Origin of the sequence: Streptomyces sp. TRM70350 (assembly GCF_019219825.1) — a bacterium.
Lineage (GTDB): Bacteria > Actinomycetota > Actinomycetes > Streptomycetales > Streptomycetaceae > Streptomyces.
Genome location: NZ_JAHUXH010000002.1, coordinates 236,757 through 255,568, shown reverse-complemented (window position 1 = coordinate 255,568; position 18,812 = coordinate 236,757). Strand labels below are relative to the sequence as shown.

Annotated in this window: 14 protein-coding genes; 7 read left to right on the top strand and 7 right to left on the bottom strand. The window is 71.7% G+C overall.

The window, feature by feature from the left end:
• Positions 1-10 precede the first annotated feature (10 nt).
• The 3 genes from KWI83_RS04530 to KWI83_RS04520 form a co-directional block, all read right to left on the bottom strand.
• Positions 11-1,474, bottom strand: a complete 1,464-nt coding sequence (locus KWI83_RS04530) for a glutamate synthase subunit beta (RefSeq protein WP_218512949.1) — start codon at positions 1,472-1,474, stop codon at positions 11-13.
• On the bottom strand, positions 1,467-6,071 hold the full coding sequence (gene gltB / locus KWI83_RS04525) for a glutamate synthase large subunit (protein WP_218512948.1): 4,605 nt from the start codon (positions 6,069-6,071) through the stop codon (positions 1,467-1,469). The genes KWI83_RS04530 and gltB overlap by 8 nt, the downstream gene beginning before the upstream one ends.
• 367 nt (positions 6,072-6,438) lie before the next feature.
• Entirely contained in the window at positions 6,439-7,170 is a 732-nt protein-coding gene (locus KWI83_RS04520; RefSeq protein WP_218512947.1) for a VIT1/CCC1 transporter family protein, read from the bottom strand.
• A gap of 294 nt (positions 7,171-7,464) precedes the next feature.
• On the opposite strand from KWI83_RS04520, the gene KWI83_RS04515 reads away from it, so the two are divergent.
• Genes KWI83_RS04515 through KWI83_RS04485 form a run of 7 tightly spaced genes read left to right on the top strand, consistent with a single transcriptional unit; the run spans position 7,465 to position 14,709 of the window.
• Positions 7,465-8,613, top strand: a complete 1,149-nt coding sequence (locus tag KWI83_RS04515) for an ADP-ribosylglycohydrolase family protein (RefSeq protein WP_218512946.1) — start codon at positions 7,465-7,467, stop codon at positions 8,611-8,613.
• Positions 8,610-9,725: an ADP-ribosylglycohydrolase family protein gene (locus KWI83_RS04510; RefSeq protein WP_218512945.1), complete on the top strand. Its 1,116-nt coding sequence runs from the start codon at positions 8,610-8,612 to the stop codon at positions 9,723-9,725. Before KWI83_RS04515 ends, KWI83_RS04510 begins: the two co-directional genes overlap by 4 nt.
• A gap of 8 nt (positions 9,726-9,733) precedes the next feature.
• Complete coding sequence (locus KWI83_RS04505; RefSeq protein WP_218512944.1) at positions 9,734-10,909, top strand: ADP-ribosylglycohydrolase family protein; 1,176 nt, start codon at positions 9,734-9,736, stop codon at positions 10,907-10,909.
• Positions 10,897-12,264: an ADP-ribosylglycohydrolase family protein gene (locus tag KWI83_RS04500; RefSeq protein WP_218512943.1), complete on the top strand. Its 1,368-nt coding sequence runs from the start codon at positions 10,897-10,899 to the stop codon at positions 12,262-12,264. The genes KWI83_RS04505 and KWI83_RS04500 overlap by 13 nt, the downstream gene beginning before the upstream one ends.
• Entirely contained in the window at positions 12,261-12,695 is a 435-nt protein-coding gene (locus KWI83_RS04495) for a PfkB family carbohydrate kinase (RefSeq protein ID WP_218512942.1), read from the top strand. The genes KWI83_RS04500 and KWI83_RS04495 overlap by 4 nt, the downstream gene beginning before the upstream one ends.
• Entirely contained in the window at positions 12,692-13,888 is a 1,197-nt protein-coding gene (locus KWI83_RS04490) for a CaiB/BaiF CoA-transferase family protein (RefSeq protein ID WP_218512941.1), read from the top strand. Before KWI83_RS04495 ends, KWI83_RS04490 begins: the two co-directional genes overlap by 4 nt.
• Entirely contained in the window at positions 13,885-14,709 is an 825-nt protein-coding gene (locus KWI83_RS04485) for a CoA ester lyase (protein WP_218512940.1), read from the top strand. The genes KWI83_RS04490 and KWI83_RS04485 overlap by 4 nt, the downstream gene beginning before the upstream one ends.
• 131 nt (positions 14,710-14,840) lie before the next feature.
• On the opposite strand, the gene lgt is transcribed toward KWI83_RS04485, so the two are convergent.
• From lgt to trpB, 4 genes are all read right to left on the bottom strand, one after another.
• Positions 14,841-15,761, bottom strand: a complete 921-nt coding sequence (lgt, locus tag KWI83_RS04480) for a prolipoprotein diacylglyceryl transferase (protein WP_218512939.1) — start codon at positions 15,759-15,761, stop codon at positions 14,841-14,843.
• Between the two features lie 81 nt (positions 15,762-15,842).
• Positions 15,843-16,613, bottom strand: coding sequence for a thioredoxin domain-containing protein (locus tag KWI83_RS04475; protein ID WP_218512938.1), 771 nt, complete (start codon positions 16,611-16,613; stop codon positions 15,843-15,845).
• A gap of 96 nt (positions 16,614-16,709) precedes the next feature.
• Positions 16,710-17,528 carry a tryptophan synthase subunit alpha gene (gene trpA / locus KWI83_RS04470; RefSeq protein ID WP_218512937.1) on the bottom strand — a complete coding sequence of 273 codons (819 nt, stop codon included), beginning with the start codon at positions 17,526-17,528 and terminating at the stop codon, positions 16,710-16,712.
• Entirely contained in the window at positions 17,525-18,811 is a 1,287-nt protein-coding gene (gene trpB, locus KWI83_RS04465) for a tryptophan synthase subunit beta (RefSeq protein WP_218512936.1), read from the bottom strand. The genes trpA and trpB overlap by 4 nt, the downstream gene beginning before the upstream one ends.
• Between the last annotated feature and the right edge of the window lies 1 nt (position 18,812).

Sequence of the window (18,812 nt, the reverse complement as noted above, 5' to 3'; positions counted from 1 at the left end):
TTGAGTCGGATCAGACCGTCAGCGCACGGTCCGTCGGGCGGATCGGCGCCGGGAGGTCGCTCGCGCCCGTGAGGAAGCGGTCGACGCCGCGTGCCGCCGAGCGGCCCTCCGCGATCGCCCACACGATCAGCGACTGGCCACGGCCCGCGTCACCCGCCACGAACACGCCCGGCACATTGGTCTGGAAGTCGGCGTCGCGGGCGATGTTGCCGCGCTCGTCGAGCTCCAGGCCGAACTGGTCGACCAGGCCGTTCTCGCGGTCGGTGCCGGTGAAGCCCATGGCCAGGGTGACCAGCTGGGCGGGGATCTTGCGCTCCGTGCCCGGCTTCTGGGTCAGCTTGCCGTCGACGAACTCGACCTCGACCAGGTGCAGCCACTGGACGTTGCCGTCCTCGTCGCCCTCGAAGTGGGTCGTGGAGACGGAGTAGATCCGCTCGCCGCCCTCCTCGTGCGCCGAGGTGACCTTGTACAGCATCGGGAAGGTCGGCCACGGCTGGTTGACGGGGTTCCGCTCGTCGTTCGGGCGGGGCATGATCTCCAGCTGCGTGACCGAGGCCGCGCCCTGGCGGTGGGCGGTGCCCACGCAGTCCGCGCCGGTGTCGCCACCGCCGATGACGACGACGTGCTTGCCCTCGGCCGAGACCGGCGGGGTGACGTAGTCGCCCTCCTGGACCTTGTTGGCCAGGGGCAGGTACTCCATGGCCTGGTAGATGCCCTTCAGCTCCCGGCCGGGGACCGGCAGGTCGCGGGCGGTGGTGGCGCCGACGGCCAGCACCACCGCGTCGTACCGCTTCTTCAGGTCCGTCGCCTTCAGGTCGCGGCCGATCTCGATGCCGGTGCGGAAGCGGGTGCCCTCCGCGCGCATCTGCTCGATCCGGCGGTTGATGTGCCGCTTCTCCATCTTGAACTCGGGGATGCCGTAGCGGAGGAGGCCTCCGACGCGGTCCGCGCGCTCGTAGACGGCGACGGTGTGGCCCGCCCGGGTCAGCTGCTGGGCGGCGGCGAGACCGGCGGGACCGGATCCGATGACCGCGACCGTCTTGCCGGACAGGCGCTCGGGGATCTGCGGGGCCACGTCCCCGGTCTCCCACGCCTTGTCGATGATCGAGACCTCGACGTTCTTGATGGTGACCGGCGGCTGGTTGATGCCGAGCACACACGCCGACTCGCACGGAGCCGGGCACAGACGGCCGGTGAACTCCGGGAAGTTGTTCGTGGCGTGCAGCCGCTCGGACGCGGCGCCCCAGTCCTCGCGGTAGGCGTAGTCGTTCCACTCGGGGATCAGGTTCCCCAGCGGGCAGCCGTTGTGGCAGAACGGGATGCCGCAGTCCATGCACCGGCTGGCCTGCTTGCTGATGATCGGCAGCAGGGAGCCGGGGACGTAGACCTCGTTCCAGTCCCTGACGCGCTCCTCGACCGGGCGGGACGTGGCGACCTCACGGCCGTGGTTCAGAAAGCCCTTCGGGTCAGCCATTGATCGCCGCCTCCATCATCTTCTCGGTGATCTCGGACTCGGAGAGACCGGCTCGCTCGGCGGCGTCCTTGGCGGCGAGTACTGCCTTGTACGTGCTGGGGATGATCTTGCTGAAGCGGTCGACCGCCGTGTCCCACTCGGCCAGGAGCTTCTCGGCGACCGTGGATCCGGTCTCCTCCTGGTGGCGGCGCACCACGTCGTGCAGCCACTGCTTGTCGGTGTCGTCGAGCGCCTCGATCGACTCCAGGTTGCCGACGTTGACGTTGTCGCGGTCGAGGTCGATGACGTACGCGACACCGCCGGACATACCGGCCGCGAAGTTGCGGCCCGTCTCGCCGAGGACCACCGCGTGACCGCCCGTCATGTACTCGCAGCCGTGGTCGCCCACGCCCTCGGAGACGACCAGCGCGCCGGAGTTGCGGACGCAGAAGCGCTCGCCGACCTTGCCACGCAGGAACATCTCGCCGCTGGTCGCGCCGTACGCGAGGGTGTTGCCCGCGATGACGCTGTACTCGGCGAGGTGGTCCGCGTTCCGGTCCGGGCGGACGATCACACGGCCACCCGACAGGCCCTTGCCGACGTAGTCGTTGGCGTCGCCCTCCAGGCGCAGCGTGATGCCACGCGGCACGAAGGCGCCGAAGGACTGGCCGGCCGAGCCGGTGAAGGTGATGTCGATGGTGTCGTCGGGCAGGCCCGCGCCGCCGAACTTCTTCGTCACCTCGTGGCCGAGCATGGTGCCGACCGTGCGGTTGATGTTGCGGATGGCGACCTGGGCGCGCACCGGCTGGGCGTCCTCCACGGAGGAGGCGCTCAGCGCGTCGGCGGCGAGCTTGATCAACTCGTTGTCGAGCGCCTTCTCCAGGCCGTGGTCCTGCGCGACGACGTGGTGACGCACGGCGCCCTCGGGCAGCTCGGGCACGTGGAACAGCGGCGCCAGGTCCAGGCCCTGCGCCTTCCAGTGGTCGACGGCCCGGGTGACGTCGAGGGTCTCGGCGTGGCCGACGGCCTCCTCGATGGAGCGGAAGCCCAGCTCGGCCAGCAGTTCGCGGACCTCCTCGGCGATGAACTGGAAGAAGTTCACCACGTGCTCGGCCTTGCCGGTGAACCGGTCGCGCAGCGTCGGGTTCTGTGTGGCGATACCGACCGGGCAGGTGTCCAGATGGCACACGCGCATCATCACGCAGCCGGAGACGACGAGCGGGGCGGTCGCGAAACCGAACTCCTCGGCGCCGAGCAGCGCGGCGATGACCACGTCACGGCCGGTCTTCAGCTGGCCGTCGGTCTGTACGACGATCCGGTCGCGCAGGCCGTTGAGCAGCAGCGTCTGCTGGGTCTCCGCGAGGCCGAGCTCCCAGGGGCCACCGGCGTGCTTCAAGGACGTCAGGGGAGAAGCACCCGTACCACCGTCGTGGCCGGAGATGAGCACGACGTCCGCGTGCGCCTTCGACACACCGGCGGCGACCGTGCCGACGCCGACCTCCGAGACCAGCTTGACGTGAATGCGCGCTTGCGGGTTGGCGTTCTTCAGGTCGTGGATCAGCTGGGCCAGGTCCTCGATGGAGTAGATGTCGTGGTGCGGCGGCGGGGAGATGAGCCCCACGCCCGGCGTCGAGTGCCGGGTCTTCGCCACCCACGGGTACACCTTGTGGCCGGGCAGCTGGCCGCCCTCACCGGGCTTGGCGCCCTGGGCCATCTTGATCTGGATGTCGTCGGAGTTGACCAGGTACTCGGACGTCACGCCGAAGCGGCCGGACGCCACCTGCTTGATCGAGGACCGGCGCGCCGGGTCGTACAGGCGCTCCGGGTCCTCGCCGCCCTCACCGGTGTTGGACTTGCCGCCCAGCTGGTTCATGGCGATGGCGAGGGTCTCGTGCGCCTCCTTGGAGATGGAGCCGTACGACATGGCGCCCGTCGAGAACCGCTTGACGATCTCGGAGGCGGGCTCGACCTCGTCCAGCGGGATCGGCTTGCGGTCGGACTTGAAGCCGAACAGGCCGCGCAGCGTCATCAGGCGCTCGGACTGCTCGTTCACGCGCTCGGTGTACTTCTTGAAGACGTCGTAGCGGCCGGTGCGCGTGGAGTGCTGGAGGCGGAAGACTGTCTCCGGGTCGAACAGGTGCGGCTCGCCCTCGCGGCGCCACTGGTACTCGCCGCCGATGTCGAGGGCGCGGTGCGCGGGCGCGATGCCACTCGCCGGGTAGGCCTTGGCGTGCCGGGCGGCGACCTCCTTGGCGATGACGTCGATGCCGACGCCGCCGATCTTGCTGGTGGTGCCGTTGAAGTACTTCTCCACGAAGGCCTCGTCGAGACCGACGGCCTCGAAGACCTGGGCGCCGCGGTAGGAGGCGACGGTCGAGATGCCCATCTTGGACATGACCTTCAGCACGCCCTTGCCGAGCGCGTAGATCAGGTTGCGGATGGCCTTCTCGGGCTCGATGCCGTTGATGAAGGTGCCGGCCCGCAGCAGGTCCTCGACGGACTCCATCGCCAGGTACGGGTTGACGGCGGCGGCGCCGTAACCGATGAGCAGGGCGATGTGGTGGACCTCGCGGACGTCACCGGCCTCGACCAGCAGGCCCACATGGGTGCGCTGCTTGGTGCGGATGAGGTGGTGGTGGACGGCCGCGGTGAGCAGCAGCGACGGGATCGGCGCGTGTTCGGCGTCCGAGTGCCGGTCGGACAGGACGATCAGGCGGGCGCCGTTCCCGATGGCCGCGTCGGCCTCGGCGCAGATCTCCTCGATGCGCGCGGCCAGGGCGTCACCGCCGCCGCTCACCCGGTACAGGCCGGACAGCGTGGCGGCCTTCATGCCGGGCATGTCGCCGTCGGCGTTGATGTGGATGAGCTTGGCCAGCTCGTCGTTGTCGATCACCGGGAAGGGCAGCACGACGCTACGGCAGGACGCGGCCGTCGGCTCCAGCAGGTTACCCTGCGGGCCCAGCGAGCTGCGCAGGGACGTGACCAGCTCCTCGCGGATCGCGTCCAGCGGCGGGTTGGTGACCTGGGCGAAGAGCTGGGTGAAGTAGTCGAAGAGCAGGCGCGGGCGGTCCGACAGCGCGGCGATCGGCGAGTCGGTGCCCATCGAACCGATGGGCTCGGCGCCGGTCCTGGCCATCGGGGCGAGGATGACGCGCAGCTCCTCCTCGGTGTAGCCGAAGGTCTGCTGGCGGCGGGTGACCGAGGCGTGCGTGTGCACGATGTGCTCGCGCTCGGGCAGGTCGCTCAGCTCGATCTCGCCCGCCTCCAGCCACTCGGCGTAGGGGTGCTCGGCGGCGAGGGTCGCCTTGATCTCGTCGTCCTCGATGATCCGGTGCTCGGCGGTGTCCACGAGGAACATGCGGCCGGGCTGCAGGCGGCCCTTGCGGACGACCTTCGAGGGGTCGATGTCGAGCACGCCGACCTCGGAGCCGAGGACGACGAGGCCGTCGTCGGTGACCCAGTAGCGGCCGGGGCGCAGGCCGTTGCGGTCGAGAACCGCGCCGACCTGGGTGCCGTCGGTGAAGGTGACGCAGGCGGGGCCGTCCCAGGGCTCCATCATCGTGGAGTGGAACTGGTAGAAGGCGCGCCGGGCCGGGTCCATGGAGTCGTGGTTCTCCCACGCCTCCGGGATCATCATCAGCACGGAGTGCGGCAGCGAACGGCCGCCCAGGTGCAGCAGTTCCAGGACCTCGTCGAAGGACGCCGAGTCGGAGGCGTCGGGCGTGCAGATCGGGAAGACCCGCTCCAGCTTCTCCGGGGAGCCGAACAGGTCGGAGTACAGCTGGGACTCGCGGGCGCGCATCCAGTTGCGGTTGCCCATGACGGTGTTGATCTCACCGTTGTGCGCGACGAAGCGGTAGGGGTGCGCGAGCGGCCACGACGGGAAGGTGTTCGTGGAGAACCGGGAGTGCACGAGCGCGATCGCGGAGGCGAACCGGCGGTCGGACAGGTCCGGGAAGAAGGGCTCCAGCTGGCCCGTGGTCAGCATGCCCTTGTAGACGATCGTCCGCGCGGACAGCGACGGGAAGTAGACGCCGGCCTCGCGCTCGGCGCGCTTGCGCAGCACGAAGGCCTTGCGGTCGAGGTCGATGCCCGTGGCAGGCACTGCGGCGCCGTCGGTGACGAAGAGCTGCCGGAAGGCGGGCATCGTCGAACGGGCGGTGGCGCCGAGCAGTTCGGGGGCGACGGGGACCTCGCGCCAGCCGAGGACGGTCAGGCCCTCGTCGGCCGCGATCGTCTCAATGCGTGAGACGGCCTCGTCGGTGCCGTCCTCCGGCAGGAAGGCGATACCGACGGCGTAGCCACCGGTCTGCGGCAGATCGAATCCGGCCACCTCACGGAAGAAGGCGTCCGGCACCTGGGCGAGGATGCCCGCGCCGTCCCCGGAGTCCGGCTCGGAGCCGGTGGCCCCGCGGTGCTCCAGGTTGCGCAGAACCGTGAGCGCCTGCTCGACCAGCGCATGGCTCGCCTCACCGGTGAGGGTGGCCACAAAGCCGACGCCACAGGCGTCGTGCTCGTTGCGGGGGTCGTACATACCCTGCGCGGCAGGGCGAGCATCCATGAACGACCAGTTCTGGCCATTCGTGGAGTGCTGGGACGGCTGGCGCGGCGTACGCATCGGCTCTCCCGTCGTCATGTGGCATGTGCGAAGTGCCGAGGGACGACGCTGGCCCTCTGCTTGAGATCAAAATTTCGTGCAGGTTACATGATGGAGCGGTTCTCGGGAACCGGATACACCGTTCCAACATGCGGACGCCGCGGGTCGCGGCATGGGTACCGCGCACGGGCGGCGGAAGTATGTGGGGACCGCGGCGGACAGATCGATGTCCGCCGGTCCGGAAGATCGGGAAAGCAGCGTCGCTCACCCTTGAGGCGCGCCGCAGGCCTCATTGCCCACAGCGCTTACGGCTCATGCCCAGTGGTTAAACGCTCGAAACCAGCGAGTAACGGCTACTTATGCGGCCCAACGCATAGTCGGAGCTGCCTTATCCTACGGCCGTTCCGAACAAACTGCCCAGGGCGTACGTCACACCGGCCGCCGCGCCACCGAGCGCGAGCTGCCTGAACCCACTGAACCACCAGGTCCGCGCGGTCACCTTGGCCACCACGGCACCGCATCCGAACAGCCCGAACAGCGCGAGCAGCACCGCCGGCCACAGCGCGGTCGCCCCGAGCAGATACGGCAGTACGGGAAGCAGGGCGCCCAGCGCGAAGCAGCCGAAGCTCGACACCGCGGCGACCAGCGGCGACGGCAGATCCCCGGGGTCGACGCCGAGCTCTTCGCGGGCGTGTATCTCCAGCGCCCGCTCGGGATCCTCGGACAGTTGCCGGGCCACCTCACGGGCGAGCCCCGGCTCGACGCCGCGCGCCTCGTAGAGCCGGGCGAGCTCGGCCTCCTCGTCCTTGGGGTGCTTGCGCAGCTCGCGCCGCTCGACATCCAGCTCGGCCTCGACCAGCTCACGCTGCGAGGCCACCGACGTGTACTCACCGGCGGCCATGGAGAAGGCACCGGCGGCGAGACCCGCGAGCCCGGTCAGGACAATGGTCTGCTGACTGACCGAACCTCCCGCGACACCGGTCATCAGGGCGAGGTTGGAGACCAGACCGTCCATCGCGCCGAAGACGGCGGGGCGCAACCAGCCGCCGTTCACATCGCGGTGCGTGTGGTTGTCGCGGTGCGCCTCGTGCAGCGTCGCCTCGGTGTCGATGATGGCCATACCGGTCCCCCAGAAAGCTTATTTGGACGAGTTCTACTTTTCGACGACGCCCAGACTACGTCCCTGTTTCCGCCCACGCCAGCAAGGAAAGGCTGCGCTAACCTGCGGTTTTACCGTTTCCCGCTCATCAGAATCAGTTAGCGCTCACATGTCGACCGGGTGACGCTGGGGCCGGTGAGGCTGCGCCACACACCGCACCGGGGACAGTTCCGCAAAGGGTTCCGCGCCTTGAGAGGTGGCTTTGAGCGAAGGCCCCGAGGCGCTTCTGCGAGAGCCCTGAGAGGAGAGGCCGCGATGCCATCGATCGCCTGCGATCCCTCGGTCCCGGCCCCCGGGGACGCCGCCGAACTCCGCCGCCGGGCCCGCGGCGCCCTGCTCGGACTCGCCGTCGGCGACGCCCTGGGCGCGCCCGCCGAGAACCTGAAGCCCTCCGAGATCCGCGCCCGCTGGGGCCGTATCACCGGCTACGTCACCGACCGCCCGTCGGGCACGGACGACACCGAGTACGCGATCTTCTCGGGCCTGCTGCTCGCCCGGCACGGCTCCGCCCTCACACCCGCGCACGCGGAGGCCGCCTGGCACGCCTGGATCGCGGACCGCGCCGAGGGGCAGTTCCGGGGCGCGGGCTTCAGCGAGCGCGGCACCCTGGAGAACCTCCGCCGCGGCCTCGCCGCCCCCATCTCCGCCCAGCACCGCCACGCCTGGAGCGACGGCCTCGCGATGCGCGCCGCACCCTTCGGGGTGTTCGCCGCGGGCCGCCCCGCCGAGGCGGCCCGCCTGGTCGCGATCGACGGTTCGGTCAGCCACGAGGGCGAGGGCATCTACGGTGGCCAGGCGGTCGCGGCCGGGGTCGCGGCGGCGATGGCGGGCGCCCCGCCCATCGCCGTGGTCGCCTCCGCCCTCGCCGTCGTACCGGACGACTCCTGGACCGCCCGCTCGCTGCGCCGTGCCGTCGCCGTCGCCCACCGCGGCGAACGCGCGGTCCGCTCCGCCGTGGTCATCGGCGGCTACCCGTGGACCGACCTCGCCCCCGAGGCCGTCGCCCTGGCCTTCGGCGCGTACGCGGCGGCCGACGGCGACTTCAAGGAGGCGGTGCTCACGGCCGTCAACATGGGCCGCGACGCCGACACGACCGCCGCCGTCGCGGGCGCCCTGGCAGGCGCGACGCAGGGCGAGTCCGCGATCCCCGAGGAGTGGGCGGCGCCGATCGGCCCGGCGCGGGGGAGCTGCCTGCCGTCGATGGCCGGTCACCACGTACTGGACGTGGCGGACCTGCTGACGCCGGAGGTGGAGGAAGGCGCAGCTCTCGTACAGGGGACCGATCTCGAATCAGCGACCGATCCCGTATGGGAGACAGACCCGCCACGGGACAACGCCTGGCCGCGTCCCGACCCCACCGCCTTCGTCCTCGCCTCCCCCGACCAGGACGAGGCACGACCGTGACCCGCCGAGTCGAGGGCCTGCTGCTGGGCCTGGCCGCGGGCGACGCCGCAGGCTGGCCCGCCGCCCGCCACCGGGCCGCGCGCATGCCCGAGTGGACCCGCCGCCTCACCCGCGAACTCGACACCTTCGCCGAACACAACGCGACCACCACCCTCCCCGTCCCCATCGCCCTCAACCAGCCCCCGGAACCCCTCCGCCTCGGCCCCTCCGACGACGCCGAGTGGGCGGTGTTCGCCGCGGAGGCGGTGCTGCGGGCCGGTGACGACACGGTCCTCGGCGACCTCAGCCGGGAGCGCCGGGTCCGCGCCGCCATCGACCTCACCTGGAACGCGGTCGCCAGCGAGGTCGCGGCCGCGGCCGAACGCGCCCCCGAGATCGAGTCCGCCGTCCTCCCGCTGCGCGCCCGCATCTCCGTCCGGGCCGGCCTCGGCAACCTCGCCGCCGGCCTGCGCCCGCCCGCCACCGGCCACGACAACCCGCACTACTTCGACGACGCGGCCTGCGTACGGGCCTGCGCACTGGCCGTCGCCCACCCCGGCGACCCCGCGCTCGCCGCGTCGCTCGCCGAGTTCGACGCCCGCTACACCCAGGACGGCGACGGCGTGCACGGCGCCCGCGCGATGGCCGCCGCCGTGTCCCTCGCCCTGACGGGCGCGAACCCGCACGCCTGCGTGACGGCCGCGCTCGCCGAGCTGCCCGAGGAGACGGAGATCGGCCGCAACGCCCGCCACGCCCTGAGCCTCGCGGCGGACGCCGTCAGCGCCTTCGCGCTGATCCCCCTCCTGGAACACCAGATCGTGGACCACGTCTACAGCTACGGCATCGCCGCCGCCGAGACGGTCCCGGTCGCCCTCGCCCTCACCGTCGTCTCGCACGGCCGGATCGCGGAGGCGGTACCCGCGGCGGCCTGCCTCTCCCGCGTCGCGGACTCGGCCCCGGCCCTCGCGGGCGCCCTCACCGGCGCGCTCGGCGGCGGCGCGGCGATCCCGGCGTCCTGGCGCGACACCTGCCGCCACCTCTCCGGCTGCGTACTCCCCCGCCTCACCGGCACCGACCTCGTGGAACTCGCCGAACTCCTGGAAGCCGCGCAACCGGCCCCGCCAGGAGGATGATTCGGCTCATGACCCCCAAAGGAGAAGAAAGCCGAGCAGACTCTCTCAGCGACCGGATCACCGGCGCCCTGGTCGGTGCGGCCGTCGGCGACGCCCTCGGCGGTCCCGTCGAGGGCTACTCCCCCGACCAGATCGCCGAACGCCACGGCGGCCGCGTCCACGGCGTCGTCGGCCCCTGGAACGGCGAGGCCTGGCGCACCGCCCGCCCCATCGCGCCGTACCACAAGGGCGACGGCCACGTCACCGACGACACGTTGATGACCCACGCGCTGGTCCGGGTCTACGCCCGGGTCCGCGACCACCTCGACGCCTACGCGGTCGCCGACCACCTGGTCCCGGACCTGATGACGACCCCGCGCTGGATCCCGGAGCTGGAGTCGGAGGCCCTCCCCCTGCACCGGATCTTCCTGGCGGAGAAGTGGCTGGTGGCCCGGCTGCACTACGGCCATGTCGACCCCCGCGAGGCCGGCGTCGGCAACATCGTCAACTGCGGTGCCGCGATGTACATGGCCCCGGTCGGCCTGGTCAACGCGGCCAACCCGGCGGGCGCCCACGCCGAGGCGCTGGACGTCGCGGGCGCCCACCAGTCGTCGTACGGCCGCGAGGCGGCGGGCGTCTTCGCGGCGGCCGTGGCGGCGGCGTGCAGCCCCGGGGCGACACCGGAGTCGGTGGTGACGGCATGCCTGGAGTTGGCGAAGGACGGCACGCGGGCGGCGATCGAGGCGGTGTGCGAAGTGGCGTCCGCGTACTCGGACTTCGAGTCGGCCCTGGCACCGCTGCGGAAGGCAGTGGCGCCGTACGACACGGTGGGCCCCGACTACCGGGCCCCCTCCCTCGGCGCCCGCCGCCCGTCCCGGCTGCACTCGATCGAGGAACTCCCCGTCGCGCTGGGCATGTTGCTGGTCGCGGGCGGCGACTACCGGCAGGCGGTCCTGGGGTCGGTGAACTACGGCCGCGACTGCGACTCGATCGCCACGATGGCGGGCGCGCTGGCCGGGGCGCTGGGCTCCCCGGTGCCCGAGGAGTGGTCGAAGACGGTGGCGGAGGCCAGCCGTCTCGACCTGTGGGAACCGGCGCGCACGCTCAGCGAAGTCACCGCCGAGATCTTCCAACGGGACGTACACCGGCGCCGTACCCACGAGCAGTTGTTCACCGCGTTGGGAGGCACCGTATGCTCCGCCTGACCTGGGTCCAGCCCGAGGACCTGATCGGCCACGAAATCCGCCAGGCACACCAGGACGGCCGCCGGCCGACGGCCGTCGAGAAACGCTGGCAGGCGGCGGGCGGCCCCGAGGCCCCGGCCCACGCGGGCGCCTCCCCGGAAGCGGCCTCCCGCTATCTGCGCCAGCTGGCAGAGGACCTGCTGGACGAACTGGCGGACCTGCCGAGCCTGCTGGCGGACAGAGAGCCGACGGACCTGCGGAGGATCAAGGCCCTGTGCCCGAACTGGCCGTCACCGGGCCGCGTCCCCAGCCCCCCGGCCGACCTGGAGCCACGCCTGCACGCCGCCTGGCTGGGACGAGCCGTCGGCTGCCTGCTGGGCAAGCCGGTCGAGAAGCTCCCCCTCACCGGCATCCGCCAACTCGCCCGCGCCACCGGCAACTGGCCCCTGAACACCTACTTCACGGCCCGAGGAGTCCCCCAGCCCCTCCTCGACACCTACCCCTGGAACCGCCGCTCGGCCGGCACCTCCCTCGCCGAGAACATCGACGGCATGCCCGAGGACGACGACCTCAACTACCCCCTCCTCAACCTGCTCCTGCTCCAACGCCACACCAGAGGGTTCACCACCACGGACGTGGCCTCCCTCTGGCTCGACGAACTCCCCGCCGGCCGCGCCTTCACCGCGGAACGCGTCGCCTACCGCAACCTCCTCACCGGCGTCGAGCCCCCGCACACCGCCCGCCATCGCAACCCCTTCCGCGAATGGATCGGCGCCCTCATCCGCGCCGACCTGCACGGCTGGACCAACCCCGGCAACCCCGCCGCGGCCGCCGAACAGGCCCACCGGGACGCCACCCTCACCCACACCGCCAACGGCGTCTACGCCGCGATGTTCACCGCCGCCACCATCGCCACCGCGGCCACCGGCACCGCCGACGTCCACACCAGCCTGCGCACCGGTCTCACCGTCGTGCCCCCGCGCTCCCGGCTGGCCGAGGCCGTCCGCCACGCCGTCCGACTGGCCGAGTCCCACGAGGACTTCGACACGGTCGTGGACGAACTCCACGCCCACCACGCCGCCTACCACTGGGTCCACGCCATCCCCAACACCGCCCTGATCGCCGCCGCCCTCACCCACGCGAACGGCGACTTCACCGGCTCCATCTGCCGTGCGGTCTCCGGCGGCTGGGACACCGACTCGAACGGCGCGACGGCCGGCGGCATCGCCGCCCTGCTCGCCGGGGCCCCCACCGCGCTGCCCGACCACTGGACGACTCCTCTCAAGAACCGTCTCGCCACCTCCATCGCGGACTTCCAGGGCACCGGCTTCGACACGCTGGCCCACCTCACGCACCTGGAGGCGACCCGCGCATGACCCGTATCGCCGTCCTCCGCAGCACGAACGTGGACCTCGTGGCGTACGTCGAGAAGGCCCCGCAACGCGGCGAGACCGTGACGGGACGGGAGTTCCGTACGATCCCCGGCGGCAAGGGCGCCAACCAGGCGATCGCCGCCGCCCGCGCGGGCGCCACCGTCTCGATGACCACGGAGGGCCCCCTCTCCACTGTCGTCGCGGGCACCGAGCCGGCCCGGGCCCACGGCGTCCGCACGATCCTTTTGGTGCCCGACGAGCACGAGGCCGCCGCCCTCCCCGGCCTCCCCGACCCCCGCGAGGTCACCGCCGTGGACTCCACCGGCGCGGGCGACATCTTCGTCGGCGCCCTCGCCGCCCCGTCCGTCCAGCGCGAGGGCGCCTCCACCTCCATGCCGTACCGCTCAGAAATCGAGGCCCAGTTCACGCAATGAGCACGCACACCCCACCCCTCACCGGCCTCCGCGTCCTCGACATGGCCACCCTCTTCGCCGGTCCCCTCGCCGCCACCCTCCTCGGCGACTTCGGCGCGGAGGTCATCAAGATCGAGCACCCCACCAAACCGGACCCGTCCCGGGGCCACGGCCCCGCCAAGGACGGCATCGGCCTGTGGTGGAAACACCTCGGCCGCAACAAACGCACGATCACCCTCGACCTCTCCAAGCCCGGCGGCCAGTCCACCCTGCGCCGCCTGGCCGCCGGCGCGGACGTGGTCATCGAGAACTTCCGCCCCGGCACGCTGGAGAAATGGGACCTCGGCTGGCCGGAGCTGTCCGCCGTCAACCCCCGCCTGATCCTCGCCCGCGTCACCGCCTTCGGCCAGTTCGGCCCCTACGCCCACCGCCCCGGCTTCGGCACCCTCGCCGAGGCGATGAGCGGCTTCGCCGCGATCACCGGCGAACCGGACGCGCCCCCGACGCTCCCGCCCTTCGGCCTCGCCGACTCCATCGCCGGCCTGGCCACGGCGTACGCCGTGATGACCGCCCTCGCCGCCCGCGAGAGCACCGGCGAGGGCCAGGTCGTCGACATGGCGATCATCGAACCGATCCTCACGGTCCTGGGCCCGCACCCCCTCTGGTACGACCAGCTCGGCCACGTCCAGCCCCGCACCGGCAACCGCTCCCAGAACAACGCCCCGCGCAACACCTACCGCACGGCCGACGGCAGCTGGGTCGCGGTCTCGACCTCGGCCCAGTCCGTCGCGGAACGCGTGATGCGCCTGGTCGGCCGCCCCGACCTGATCGACGAACCCTGGTTCGCCACCGGTGTCGACCGCGCCCGCCACGCGGACGTCCTCGACGAGGCGGTCGGCGGCTGGATCGCCGAGCGCACCCGCGACGAGGTCCTGGCGGCGTTCGATAAGGCGGAGGCGGCGGTGGCCCCGATCCAGGACGTACGAGACGTGATGACCGACCCCCAGTACGCGGCCCTGGACACCATCACCACCGTCGACGACCCGGACCTGGGCCCCCTGCGCATGCAGAACGTGCTGTTCCGCCTCTCCGCCACCCCCGGCGCCGTCCGCTGGGCGGGCCGCCCGCACGGCGCGGACACCGACGAGGTCCTCACCGAACTGGGCCTGACCCCCGCCGAACTGGCCGCCCTCCGCGCGGAGGGCGCCCTGTGACCCCCCTGACCTGGCTTTACGCCCCCGGAGACCGACCTGAGGTGGTGTGCAAGGCTCTCACTGCGGGCGCCGACGTCGTCGTGATCGACCTGGAGGACGCGGTCGCCCCCGACCGCAAGGACTACGCCCGAGCCGCCACGGCGGAACTCCTCTCCGAGCCACATCACCCCACCCCGGTCCACGTCCGCGTGAACGCCCTGGCCACCCCCTGGGCCGACACGGACCTGAAGACGCTGGCCGCCCTCCCCGGCGTGGCGGGGCTCCGCCTGCCGAAGGTGACGTCCCCCCGCGACATCACCGACACGACGGACAGAACAGGCACCGACGGCAGCCGACCACCCCTGTACGCGCTGCTGGAATCCGCCCTCGCCATCGAGAACGCCTACGCCATCGCCTCCGCCCACCCCGCCCTGCGCGGCATTTCCCTGGGCGAGGCCGACCTCCGAGCCGACCTCGGCGTACGGTGCGACAGCGGCCTCGACTGGCCCCGCTCCCGCATCGTCAACGCGGCGCGGGCGGCGGCCCTCGCTCCGCCACCCCAGTCGGTCCATCCGGATGTCCGCGACCTGGACGGCCTGGCGGCGACCTGCGCCCACGGCCGGGCCCTGGGCTTTCTGGGCCGGGCCGCCATCCACCCCCGCCAGCTCCCGATCATCGAATGCGCCTACCTCCCCACCCAGGAGGAGATCGACAAGGCCGAGACCATCGTCAGGGCGGCAGCCGGGAACAGCTCGGCGCAGGCCCTCCCGGACGGCACGTTCATCGACGCGGCGGTGGTCACCGAAGCGACCCGGACCCTGGCCTTGGCCCGGCGTCACTGATTCTTAACTCCGCCGCAACGGCGAACCACCGCGGCGCACCCCGGCGGTGCCGAACACAGCGAAAGCACTGGCCGACGCACAACGAGGGCGCCCGGAAACTCCGAGCGCCCTCGCCTACGTACGACCGGCCGTCAGGTCTTCTTCGTCGCCGACCCGGCTTCGTCCTCAGCCACGTCGGACTTCGCGGTCTCAGCCTCTTCGTCGGCCTTCTCCGCACCGTCGGCCTCCTCGTCGGAGGCACCCGGCTCCACCACGGCCTCCCGGCCCGGCCGCTTCCTGGCGGACAGCACGATGTAGACCACGGCCAGCAGGAGGACGAGCAGCGCGGTCCAGTTGTTCAGCCGCAGGCCCAGGATGTGGTGGGCGTCGTCGACCCGCATGTACTCGATCCAGAACCGGCCCGCGCAGTACGAGGCGACGTACAGCGCGAACGCCCGGCCGTGGCCGAGGTTGAACCGCCGGTCGGCCCAGATCACCAGCACCGCGACGCCGATGCACCACAGGGACTCGTACAGGAACGTCGGGTGGTAGTACCCCGGCACCCGCCCGTCCGCCGTGGACGTGATGTGCAGCGCCCACGGCAGGTCGGTCTCCCGCCCGTACAACTCCTGGTTGAACCAGTTGCCCCAGCGCCCGATCGCCTGCGCGAGGGCGATACCGGGCGCGATGGCGTCGGCGTACGCGGGCAGCGGGATGCCCCGGCGGCGGCAGCCGATCCAGGCGCCGACCGCACCGAGCGCGATCGCGCCCCAGATGCCGAGGCCGCCCTCCCAGATCTTGAAGGCGTCCACCCAGTCACGGCCCTCGCTGAAGTACAGCTGGTAGTCCGTGATCACGTGGTAGAGCCGACCGCCGACCAGGCCGAACGGCACCGCCCATACCGCGATGTCGGCCACCGTGCCGGACCGGCCGCCGCGGGCGATCCAGCGCTTGTTGCCGTACCACACGGCCACGAAGACACCGAGGATGATGCAGAACGCGTAGCCGCGCAGCGGGATGGGGCCGAGGTACAGCACTCCGCGCGACGGGCTGGGAATGTAGGCAAGTTCCATGGCAAGGTCGACGCTACCCTGCCGGGCAGGCCCGGTGCCGGGCAGCCCGGCTACGGCTCCATAACGGGCCGGGCCCGCGCCTCACCCCCGCGCGGCCTCCTGCACCTGCTGCTTCAGCTTGGCGGGCGTCATGGTCTGGTCCTGGTAGATGTTCGTGCCGTTGAGCAGCACGGTCGGCGTGCCGGAGAAGCCGCCCTTGTTGAAGGCCTCGTTGGACTTGTCGACCCAGCTGTTGTGCGTGCCCTCCTCGACGCACGTGCGGAACGCGGGGGTGACCAGGCCGTCGACCTTCCTCGCCAGCTCGATCAGCCTGGCGTCGCTCGCGAAGGCGTCGTCGGTCTCCGGCGGCTGGTTGTCGTAGAGCACGTCGTGGTACGGCGTGAACCTGCCCGCGTCCTGCGCGCAGGCGGCGGCGTTGGCCGCGTTGCGCGAGCCGCTGCCGCCCATGTTGCCGTCGATGATCGTGGCCAGCCGGTACTCCACTCTCAGCTGACCGGCGTCGACCAGCTCGTGGATCGTCGAACGGTAGGTCTGCTCGAAGGACTGGCAGGCCGGGCAGCGGAAGTCCTCCCAGACCGTGAGCGTCGACTCGGCGGTGTCCCTGCCGACCGGGATGGCGAGGTTGTCCTCGCCGTTCGCCCCCGAGGGCGCCACGACCGGGCCCGCGGCGTCGCCCTCCCTGCCGGCGTTCGCGGCGATCACGCCGATCACCGCGGCCAGGCCCAGGACGGCCACGACCGCCGCGCCCACGATCAGTGCGCGCCGTCGCTTCTCCGCCGCCTTGTGCTTCTCACGCTCGACCGCCAGCCGCTCCCGGGCGGTGCGCTTTCCATCACGGTTCTTCTCGCTCACACCCGCAGAACGAACCGGGGAGGCGCAGCGTGCCTCCCCGGTCCGAGGTCCACCCGTACGAGGGACCCGTATGACTTGCTGGTTTGTTACGTCGGCTTACGCCTGTCCGCGGACGCCCTTCGCCAGCTCACCCGCGAGCGCGCGGACCGCCTCGACACCGGCCGGGTGGTCCGGAGCGTCCAGCATCCGCTTGACGAAGGCCGACCCGACGATCACCCCGTCGGCGAAGCCGGCCACCTCGGCGGCCTGCGCGGCGCTGGAGACGCCGAGCCCGACGCAGACCGGCAGGTCGGTGCCGGTGGCCCGGGTCCGTCGCACCAGATCCTGGGCCTGCGCGCCGACCGTCTCGCGGGTGCCGGTGACGCCCATCAGCGAGGCGGCGTACACGAAGCCGCTGCCCGCCGCGGTGATCTGCGCGAGCCGCTCGTCCTTGCTGCTCGGCGCCACCACGAAGATCGTCGCCAGGCCGTGCTTCTCGGCGTGCTCCCGCCACAGCGCCGACTCCTGCACGGGCAGGTCGGGCAGGATGCACCCGGCGCCGCCCGCCTCGGCCAGCTCGGCGGTGAAGCGCTCGACGCCGTAGCGGTCGATGGGGTTCCAGTAGGTCATGACGAGGATCGGCTTGCCGGTGGCCTCGTAGGCCTCCCGGACCGTGCGCATGACGTCCGCGATCTTCACGCCGCCGCGCAGGGCGATGTCGTCGGCGGTCTGGATGACCGGGCCGTCGAGGACGGGGTCGCTGTGCGGCAGCCCGACCTCGACGACGTCGGCGCCGCCGTCGATGACGGCCTTGATCGCCTCGATGCCGCCGTCCACGGTCGGGAACCCGGCCGGGAGGTAGGCGATGAGGGCGGAGCGCCCCTCGGAGGTGGCCGCGGCGAGGGTCTCGCTCAGCAGCTGAATGTTCCCGCTCACTTGGCGTCCCCCTCGATCTCGGCGGTGTCGGTGTCCGCGTCGGCGGCGACCTCGGCGTCGGTGTCGTACAGGCCGAAGTAGCGGGCGGCGGTGTCCATGTCCTTGTCGCCGCGGCCGGACAGGTTGACCACGATCAGCCCGTCCTTGCCCAGCTCCCGGCCGACCTCCAGGGCACCGGCCAGCGCGTGGGCGCTCTCGATGGCCGGGATGATCCCCTCGGTCCGCGACAGCAGCCGCAGCGCCTGCATCGCGGCGTCGTCGGTGATCGCGCGGTACTCACCGCGGCCGGTGTCCTTGAGGTAGGAGTGCTCGGGGCCGATGCCGGGGTAGTCGAGTCCCGCCGAGATCGAGTACGGCTCGGTGATCTGGCCTTCCTCGTCCTGGAGGACGTACGACCGCGAACCGTGCAGGATGCCGGGCTCGCCCGCGGTCAGGGTGGCGGCGTGCTCACCGGTCTCCACGCCGTGCCCGGCGGGCTCGCAGCCGATGAGGCGTACGTCCGGGTCCGGGATGAAGGCGTGGAACAGGCCGATGGCGTTGGAGCCGCCGCCGACGCAGGCGATGGCGGCGTCGGGGAGGCGGCCGGCGCGCTCCAGGAGCTGGCGGCGCGCCTCGACGCCGATCACGCGGTGGAAGTCGCGGACCATGGCCGGGAAGGGGTGCGGGCCCGCCACGGTGCCGAACAGGTAGTGGGTGTGGTCGACGTTGGCGACCCAGTCGCGGAAGGCCTCGTTGATGGCGTCCTTCAGCGTGCGGCTGCCGGACTTCACGGCGATGACCTCGGCGCCGAGCATGCGCATGCGGGCCACGTTCAGGGCCTGGCGCCGGGTGTCGATCTCGCCCATGTAGATCGTGCAGTCCAGGCCGAAGAGCGCGCACGCGGTGGCCGTGGCGACGCCGTGCTGGCCGGCGCCCGTCTCGGCGATGACGCGGGTCTTGCCCATGCGCTTGGTGAGCAGGGCCTGGCCGAGGACGTTGTTGATCTTGTGGGAGCCGGTGTGGTTGAGGTCCTCGCGCTTGAGGAACACCTTCGCGCCACCGGCGTGCTCGGCGAACCGGGGCACCTCGGTGAGGGCGCTCGGGCGGCCGGTGTAGTTGACGAGCAGGTCGTCGAGCTCGCGGGCGAACTCGGGGTCGTGCTTGGCCTTGTCGTACTCGACGGCGACCTCGTCGACGGCGGCGACGAGGGCCTCCGGGATGAACTTGCCGCCGAATGCGCCGAAGTAGCCCTCCGCGCTGGGGACTTGACCCTCCGGGTCGGGGATGAAGAACTGGCTGGGCATG

Excerpts from the sequence above, each read along its gene's own strand:
- KWI83_RS04530 (WP_218512949.1), bottom strand. The coding sequence starts at position 1,474 with ATGGCTGACCCGAAGGGCTTTCTGAACCACGGCCGTGAGGTCGCCACG.
- KWI83_RS04515 (WP_218512946.1), top strand. The coding sequence starts at position 7,465 with ATGCCATCGATCGCCTGCGATCCCTCGGTCCCGGCCCCCGGGGACGCC.
- lgt (WP_218512939.1), bottom strand. The coding sequence starts at position 15,761 with ATGGAACTTGCCTACATTCCCAGCCCGTCGCGCGGAGTGCTGTACCTC.
- gltB (WP_218512948.1), bottom strand. The coding sequence starts at position 6,071 with ATGCGTACGCCGCGCCAGCCGTCCCAGCACTCCACGAATGGCCAGAAC.
- KWI83_RS04505 (WP_218512944.1), top strand. The coding sequence starts at position 9,734 with ATGACCCCCAAAGGAGAAGAAAGCCGAGCAGACTCTCTCAGCGACCGG.
- KWI83_RS04500 (WP_218512943.1), top strand. The coding sequence starts at position 10,897 with ATGCTCCGCCTGACCTGGGTCCAGCCCGAGGACCTGATCGGCCACGAA.
- KWI83_RS04520 (WP_218512947.1), bottom strand. The coding sequence starts at position 7,170 with ATGGCCATCATCGACACCGAGGCGACGCTGCACGAGGCGCACCGCGAC.
- KWI83_RS04490 (WP_218512941.1), top strand. The coding sequence starts at position 12,692 with ATGAGCACGCACACCCCACCCCTCACCGGCCTCCGCGTCCTCGACATG.
- KWI83_RS04495 (WP_218512942.1), top strand. The coding sequence starts at position 12,261 with ATGACCCGTATCGCCGTCCTCCGCAGCACGAACGTGGACCTCGTGGCG.
- trpB (WP_218512936.1), bottom strand. The coding sequence starts at position 18,811 with ATGCCCAGCCAGTTCTTCATCCCCGACCCGGAGGGTCAAGTCCCCAGC.